We start from the raw sequence: 6854 nt of genomic DNA, 5'->3' as shown, positions 1-6854 counted from the left end.
GGCAGCCGCCGTGCCGACCGGTGACGGTCGGCAGGCCGGTGACGAGCGGGTCGGGCCGGCCGACCGCGGTGAGGCCGGGGTCGAGCTTCCACGCGACGACCCGGATGTCCTTCCCGCCGTTCGGGAGCTTCCAGCCCTGGCAGGTGTAGATCCGCCGGTTCTCGGCGAAGCCGGGGTCGATCGCGAGCCCCATCAGACCGGTCTCGCCGTTCACCCAGATCCGCCTGCTCGGGAAGCCGATCCGGCGGGTGTCGCCGTCGGCCTCGATCAGGGTGAGGCTGGCCCGGTCCCGCTGGGTGAACAGCAGCCGTCCCTCGCCGATCGATCGCACGTCCCACGGGATGTCCAGCCCGTTGGCGACCGTCGTCACCCGCAGCTCGGGTGCCGCGCGCCGCTGTCCCGCGTCGTACCTGAGGTTCGGGCCCTGGATCTCGTCGGAATGGGGCCGAGAGTTCAGGTGCGTGGCGCTGGCGGCGGCCGGGACGAGGGCACCGGCGAGGAGGGCGAGTACGGCGAGGGGGGCTCCGAGCGTGCGCATGGACCCCAAACTACGTCGACCGGCGCGGCGGTCAAGGGACCGGCGCGCGTCAGAAGGTGTGCTCGGGCCCCGGGAACTCGCCGGACTTCACCTCGGCGTCGTAGGTCCTGGCGGCGTCGAGCAGGACCGACCGGACGTCGGCGTACTGCTTGACGAAGCGCGGCATCCGCCCGGTGCGCAGGCCGAAGGCGTCCTGCCAGACGAGGACCTGGGCGTCGCACTGGTTGCCCGCGCCGATGCCGATCGTCGAGATGTGCAGCTTGCGGGTGATCTCGGCGGCGACGTCGCCGGGGACCATCTCCATGACCACCGCGAACGCTCCCGCTTCCTGCACCGCCTCGGCGTCGCGCAGCACCCGCTCGGCCGCGTCGCCGCGGCCCTGCACCCGGTAGCCGCCGAGGGTGTGCTCGGACTGGGGGGTGAAGCCGATGTGCGCCATCACGGGGATGCCGCCGCGCACCATCCGCTCGATCTGCGGCACCATCTCGACGCCGCCCTCGAGCTTCACGCAGTGCGCGCCGCCCTCCTTCATGAAGCGGACGGCGGTCAGGTAGGCCTGCTCGGGGGAGGCCTGGTAGGAGCCGAACGGCAGGTCGCCGACCACCATCGCGCGCTCGACGGCACCGCTGACCGCCCGGGTGAGGGGGAGCAGCTCGTCGACCGTGATCGGCAGCGACGTGGTGTTGCCGAGGACGTTGTTGGAGGCGCTGTCGCCGACGAGCAGGACCTCGACCCCGGCCTCGTCGAAGATCTGCGCGGTCAGCTGGTCATAGCTGGTGAGCATGGAGAAGCGCTCGCCGCGCTCCTTCATCTCGCGCAGGTGGTGCGTGCGGATCCGCTTGATGGTCGGCCCGTAGGGGGCGGCGACTTCCTCGCTCATCGTCGAGCTCCTCATCGATATCTCGCGGCCCACCTGGTGCGGGTCCACGGACTGTCAGGAACAACGACGAGGCTAGTCCTCGATCGCCCCGATGTGTGCTGTGTGCTGCGTCACCCGGGTCACCCGGGTCACCCGGTCAACCGGCGGTCGCCGCGTCGGCGGCGGCCTCCAGCTCGGCGACGACGATCCGGCGCATGCCGAGCATCGCCCGGGTCGCCGCCTCGGCACGGGCCGGGTCGGGGTCCGAGACCAGCTCGTAGAGCCGGGCCGGGACGATCTGCCACGAGAGCCCGAACCGGTCCTTGAGCCACCCGCAGACCGACTCCTCGCCGCCGTCGGCGAGCGCGTCCCAGTAGTAGTCGACCTCGGTCTGGTCACGACACGTGATCGAGAACGAGATCGCCTCGGTGAAGCCGAAGGGTGCCGGGCCGCCGTTGATGCCGCGGAAGGTGATGCCGTCGAGGGTGAACTCGCCGGCCATCACCCGGCCGGGTTCACCGGGACCTGCCCCGTGGTAGCGGGTGAGGTGACCGATCGAGGAGTTCGGGAAGATCCCGGTGTAGAACCGGGCCGCCGCCTCGAGGTCGTCGTCGAACCAGAGGCAGGGGGAGATGCCGGACGTGATCGCCATGCCGGTGCAGACCGGCCCGCGTCGGCGTACTCATCGGAGGCGCTCATCGCCGCGCCGATCCCTAGACTCCACCTGTGGACTTCTACTCGGCATACGCCCAGGGCTTCGCGCGAGTGGCGGCGTGCACGGTGCCGGTCGCGCTCGCGGACCCGGCCACCAACGCCGCGCGCACGCTCGAGCAGGTCCGCGCCCTCCACGAGCAGGGCGTGGCGGTCGCGGTCTTCCCCGAGCTGGGGCTGACCGGATACGCCGTCGACGACCTGTTCCTGCAGGACACCCTCCTCGCAGCGGTGCGTACGGCGATCGCCGAGCTCGTCGCGGCCTCCACCGACCTGCTGCCGGTGTTCGTGGTCGGCGCGCCCGTCGAACGGGGCAACCGGATCTACAACTGCGGCGTGGTCATCCACCGGGGCCGGATCCTCGGGGTGGCCCCGAAGTCCTACCTGCCGAACTACCGCGAGTTCTACGAGCGGCGCTGGTTCGCGCCCGGCGACGACCTCGCGGACGCGACCGTCGAGCTCGCCGGCCAGGAGGTCCCGCTCGGGCCGGACCTGATCTTCACCGCGACCGACCTGCCCGGCCTGCACCTGCACGTCGAGATCTGCGAGGACATGTGGGTGCCGGTGCCGCCGAGCGCCCAGGCGTCGCTGGCCGGCGCGACCGTGCTCGCCAACCTCAGCGCCAGCCCGGTCACCGTCGGCCGCTCCGAGGGCCGGCGGCAGCTGGTGCAGTCGGCCAGCTCGCGGTGCAACGCCGCCTACGTCTACACCGCTGCCGGCCAGGGCGAGTCGACCACCGACCTGTCCTGGGACGGGCAGACGATGGTCTACGAGTGCGGCGACCTGCTCGGCGAGAGCGAGCGCTTTCCCGACGGGCCGCGGGCGACCGTCGTCGACGTCGACCTCGACCGGCTGCGGCAGGAGCGGATCCGGCAGGGGAGCCACGACGACAACCGGCGGGGCCTTGGTCTCGAGGCTCGCTCCGCTCGCACCTCGACCGGCGGCGGGTTCCGGACGATCCCGTTCGAGCTGACGCCGCCGACCGGTGACATCGGCCTGCTCCGCAAGGTCGACCGCTACCCGTTCGTCCCCGACGACCCGGCGCGGCTCGCGCTCGACTGCTACGAGGCCTACAACATCCAGGTCTCCGGGCTCGAGCAGCGGCTCACGGCCATCGGCAGCGGCGACTTCCAGCCGAAGGTGGTCATCGGTGTCAGCGGCGGTCTCGACTCGACCCACGCGCTGATCGTGGCCGCCAAGGCGATGGACCGGCTGGGCCGCCCCCGCAGCGACATCCACGCGTTCACCATGCCGGGCTTCGCGACCGGAGCGACCACGAAGTCCTACGCCACCCGGCTCGCCACGGCGCTGGGCTGCACCTTCGCCGAGCTCGACATCAAGCCGGCCGCGGAGCAGATGCTGAAGGACCTCGACCACCCCTACAGCGACGGGGCGCCGACCTACGACGTCACCTTCGAGAACGTCCAGGCCGGTCTGCGCACCGACTACCTCTTCCGGCTCGCCAACCACCGCGGCGGCATCGTGCTCGGCACCGGCGACCTGTCCGAGCTCGCGCTCGGCTGGTGCACCTACGGCGTCGGCGACCAGATGTCGCACTACAACGTCAACGCGGGCGTGCCGAAGACGCTGATCCAGCACCTCATTCGGTGGGTGATCGACTCCCGGCAGCTGCACGGCGGGTCGTACGACGACGAGGCGGATGTCGTGCTCCGCGAGATCCTCGAGCAGGAGATCACGCCCGAGCTGATCCCGACGACCGAGGGTGAGAAGCCGCAGGCGACCGAGGACTCCGTCGGCCCCTACGCGCTGCAGGACTTCACGCTGTTCCACGTCATCCGGCGCGGCTACCGTCCGAGCAAGATCGCGTTCCTCGCCTGGCACGCCTGGAAGGACCCGGCGGCAGGGGAGTGGCCTCCGGGGTTCCCGGAGGACGGGCGGGCGTCGTACGACCTCGCCACCGTGCGCCGGTGGCTGGAGGTCTTCGTGCGGCGGTTCTTCGCCAGCCAGTTCAAGCGGTCGGCGCTCCCCAACGGCCCGAAGGTGAGCAACGGCGGCACCATGTCGCCGCGCGGCGACTGGCGGATGCCGTCGGACGCGAGCGCCGCGTCATGGCTCGCCGAGCTGGAGCAGGTGCCGACCCAATAGGCTGCAGCCATGGGCAAGCAGGAAGACTTCGTTCTCCGCGCTCTCGAAGAGCGTGACGTCCGGTTCGTCCGGTTGTGGTTCACCGACGTGCTCGGGTTCCTCAAGTCGGTCGCGGTCGCGCCGGCCGAGCTCGAGGGCGCGTTCGCGGAGGGCATCGGCTTCGACGGGTCGGCGATCGAGGGCTTCGCCCGGGTCTACGAGTCCGACATGCTGGCGAAGCCCGACCCGGGCACCTTCCAGATCCTCCCGTGGCGCGGCGAGGGCCCGTCGACGGCCCGGATGTTCTGCGACATCGTGATGCCCGACGGTTCGGCGTCGTACGCCGATCCGCGCAACGTGCTCAAGCGGACCCTGAGCAAGGCCGCCGAGCAGGGCTTCACCTTCTACACGCACCCCGAGATCGAGTTCTACCTCTTCAAGAAGGAGCCCGAGCCCGGCACCGAGCCGGTGCCGGTCGACCGCAGCGGCTACTTCGACCACGCCGCGCACTCCGACGGCGCCGACTTCCGGCGCGAGGCGATCACGATGCTCGAGGCGATGGGCATCTCGGTCGAGTTCAGCCACCACGAGGGCGGCCCGGGCCAGCAGGAGATCGATCTGCGGTACGCCGACGCGCTGTCGACCGCCGACAACATCATGACCTTCCGCGCGGTGATCCGAGAGGTCGCCATCAGCCAGGGCATCTGGGCGACCTTCATGCCGAAGCCGTTCACCGACAACCCCGGGTCGGGCATGCACACCCACCTGTCGCTCTTCGAGGGTGACCAGAACGCCTTCTACGAGCCGGGAGCCGAGTACCAGCTCTCCAAGGTCGGCCGCCAGTTCATCGCCGGCGTACTCAACCACTCGGGCGAGATCAGCGTCGTCACCAACCAGTGGGTCAACTCCTACAAGCGGATGATGTGGGGCGGCGAGGCGCCGTCGTACGTCTGCTGGGGACACAACAACCGGTCGGCGATGATCCGGGTGCCGATGTACAAGCCGCTCAAGAGCCAGTCGACGCGGATCGAGCTGCGCACCCTCGACGCCGCCTGCAACCCCTACCTGGCGTTCGCCGCGGTGCTCGCCGCCGGTCTGAAGGGCATCGAGCAGGGCTACGAGCTCCCGCGCGAGGCCGAGGACGACGTCTGGGCGCTGAGCGACGCCGAGCGTCGCAGCCTCGGCATCTCCCCGCTGCCCAAGAACCTCAACGAGGCCATCGAGATCGCCGAGCGCTCCGAGCTGCTCGCCGAGACGCTGGGGGAGCAGGTCTTCGACTACTTCCTGCGCAACAAGCGCGCCGAGTGGGACGAGTACCGCGGTCAGGTCTCCGCCTTCGAGCGTGACCGCATGTTGCCCGTCCTGTGACATGAGGGTCCTGGTCGTCCAGCACGAGGACGAGTGCCCGCCCGCGCGGCTCGGGACCTCGTTGGTCGACGCCGGCGCCGAGCTCGACGTACGACGCCCGTACGCCGGCCAGGAGCTGCCCGCGGACCTCGCGGGCCACGACGCGCTCGTGGTGCTCGGCGGCGGGATGGGTGCGGGTGACGACGCCCTCCATGCCTGGCTCACGCCGACCAAGCAGCTCCTGCGAGCGGCCGCACGGGACGCGGTGCCGACGCTGGGGATCTGTCTCGGCCACCAGCTGATCGCCGTGGCGCTCGGCGGCACGGTCGGCCGCAACCCCCGCGGCCGCCAGGTCGGGGTCCACCACGTCGGGTGGACCGAGGCGGCGGCCGCCGACCCGCTCCTGGGCGGGTTCGCATCGACCGGCCGGGTGGTGCAGTGGAACCAGGACCTGGTGCTCGACCCGCCGCCGGGCGCGGTGCTGCTCGCTGCGACCGACCTCGGCGAGGTGCAGGCGATGCGGTTCGCGCCCACGGTGTGGGGCGTCCAGTGGCATCCCGAGGCGACCCCGGAGATCGTGCGCGGTTGGGCCGCGAAGGAGCCCGGTCCCCGGGCCGACGACGGCGTCGCCGCCGTGCAGGCGGCCGACACCGAGCTCGAGCTGTCGTGGCGTGATCTCGGGAAAGCCCTCGTCGCTACCGTGACCCCATGAATCGGGCGACGCTGCGGAGCGAGCTGCTCCGGTACGGCTTCGCCGACGCCGACCGCGCGCTCGAGGAGCTCGCCGAGCTGGGCAACGCCGGCCTGGAGCTGGTCGCCATCCTCGGCAGGTCGGCCGAGCCGAGCGCCGCGCTGTCCGCGCTGACCCGCCTGGCCGACGCCGTCGACGACCGAGAGGCGCTGCTCACCGCCCTCGCCGCCGACGAGGGTACGGCGATGCGGCTGCTCGGCGTCCTCGGCGCCAGCGCCGCTCTGGCCGACCACTTGGTCGCCCACCCGGACCACTGGCGGGTCCTCGCCGACTCGACGCTCGGCACCACCCGTCCCGCCGCCTGGTCCCTGCGCGCCTCCCTGATGGAGGCGGTCGGTGCGGACCCCCAGGCAGCGGAGCCGGTCGCGACCGTGCCGGAGGCCGAGGCCGTCGACGCGCTCCGGGTCACCTACCGCCGGCTGCTGCTGCCGCTGGCGGCGCGGGACCTGACCCACGAGCTCGGGGTCGACGACGTCGCGGCCGAGCTGTCCGACCTGGCTGCCGGCACCCTCGACGCGGCGCTCGCGGTCGCGCGGGCTGCCGTCGGCGAGGACGCCCACACC

The 6854-nt window shown here is 71.6% G+C and carries 6 protein-coding genes and 1 pseudogene; 4 read left to right on the top strand and 3 right to left on the bottom strand.

The window, feature by feature from the left end:
• The 3 genes from H0488_RS20965 to H0488_RS20955 form a co-directional block, all read right to left on the bottom strand.
• Positions 1-538: PQQ-dependent sugar dehydrogenase (locus H0488_RS20965; protein WP_183101161.1), on the bottom strand; the 538-nt coding region annotated here is incomplete at its 3' end.
• Between the two features lie 49 nt (positions 539-587).
• A complete protein-coding gene (gene panB / locus H0488_RS20960) occupies positions 588-1433 on the bottom strand; it encodes a 3-methyl-2-oxobutanoate hydroxymethyltransferase (RefSeq protein WP_220794852.1) in 846 nt (281 codons plus the stop codon).
• Positions 1434-1554: 121 nt separating this feature from the next.
• Positions 1555-2049, bottom strand: coding sequence for a VOC family protein (locus tag H0488_RS20955; protein WP_183101159.1), 495 nt, complete (start codon positions 2047-2049; stop codon positions 1555-1557).
• 74 nt (positions 2050-2123) lie between these two features.
• Between H0488_RS20955 and H0488_RS20950 the strand changes: the two genes are divergently transcribed.
• From H0488_RS20950 to H0488_RS20935, 4 genes and pseudogenes are all read left to right on the top strand, one after another.
• Complete coding sequence (locus tag H0488_RS20950; RefSeq protein ID WP_183101158.1) at positions 2124-4214, top strand: NAD(+) synthase; 2091 nt, start codon at positions 2124-2126, stop codon at positions 4212-4214.
• A 9-nt stretch (positions 4215-4223) separates the two neighbouring features.
• The gene (glnA, locus tag H0488_RS20945) at positions 4224-5561 is read left to right on the top strand and encodes a type I glutamate--ammonia ligase (RefSeq protein WP_183101157.1); all 1338 of its coding nucleotides are present in this window, start codon (positions 4224-4226) and stop codon (positions 5559-5561) included.
• Between the two features lies 1 nt (position 5562).
• Positions 5563-6252 carry a type 1 glutamine amidotransferase gene (locus H0488_RS20940; RefSeq protein ID WP_183101156.1) on the top strand — a complete coding sequence of 230 codons (690 nt, stop codon included), beginning with the start codon at positions 5563-5565 and terminating at the stop codon, positions 6250-6252.
• Positions 6249-6854, top strand: a pseudogene (locus H0488_RS20935) (bifunctional [glutamine synthetase] adenylyltransferase/[glutamine synthetase]-adenylyl-L-tyrosine phosphorylase); the annotation flags it as partial. The gene H0488_RS20940 and the pseudogene H0488_RS20935, both read left to right, overlap by 4 nt.

It is taken from the genome of Nocardioides pelophilus, from assembly GCF_014180685.1.
GTDB classification, from domain to species: Bacteria; Actinomycetota; Actinomycetes; order Propionibacteriales; family Nocardioidaceae; genus Nocardioides; species Nocardioides pelophilus.
This window is presented reverse-complemented; position numbering and strand designations above follow the sequence as displayed.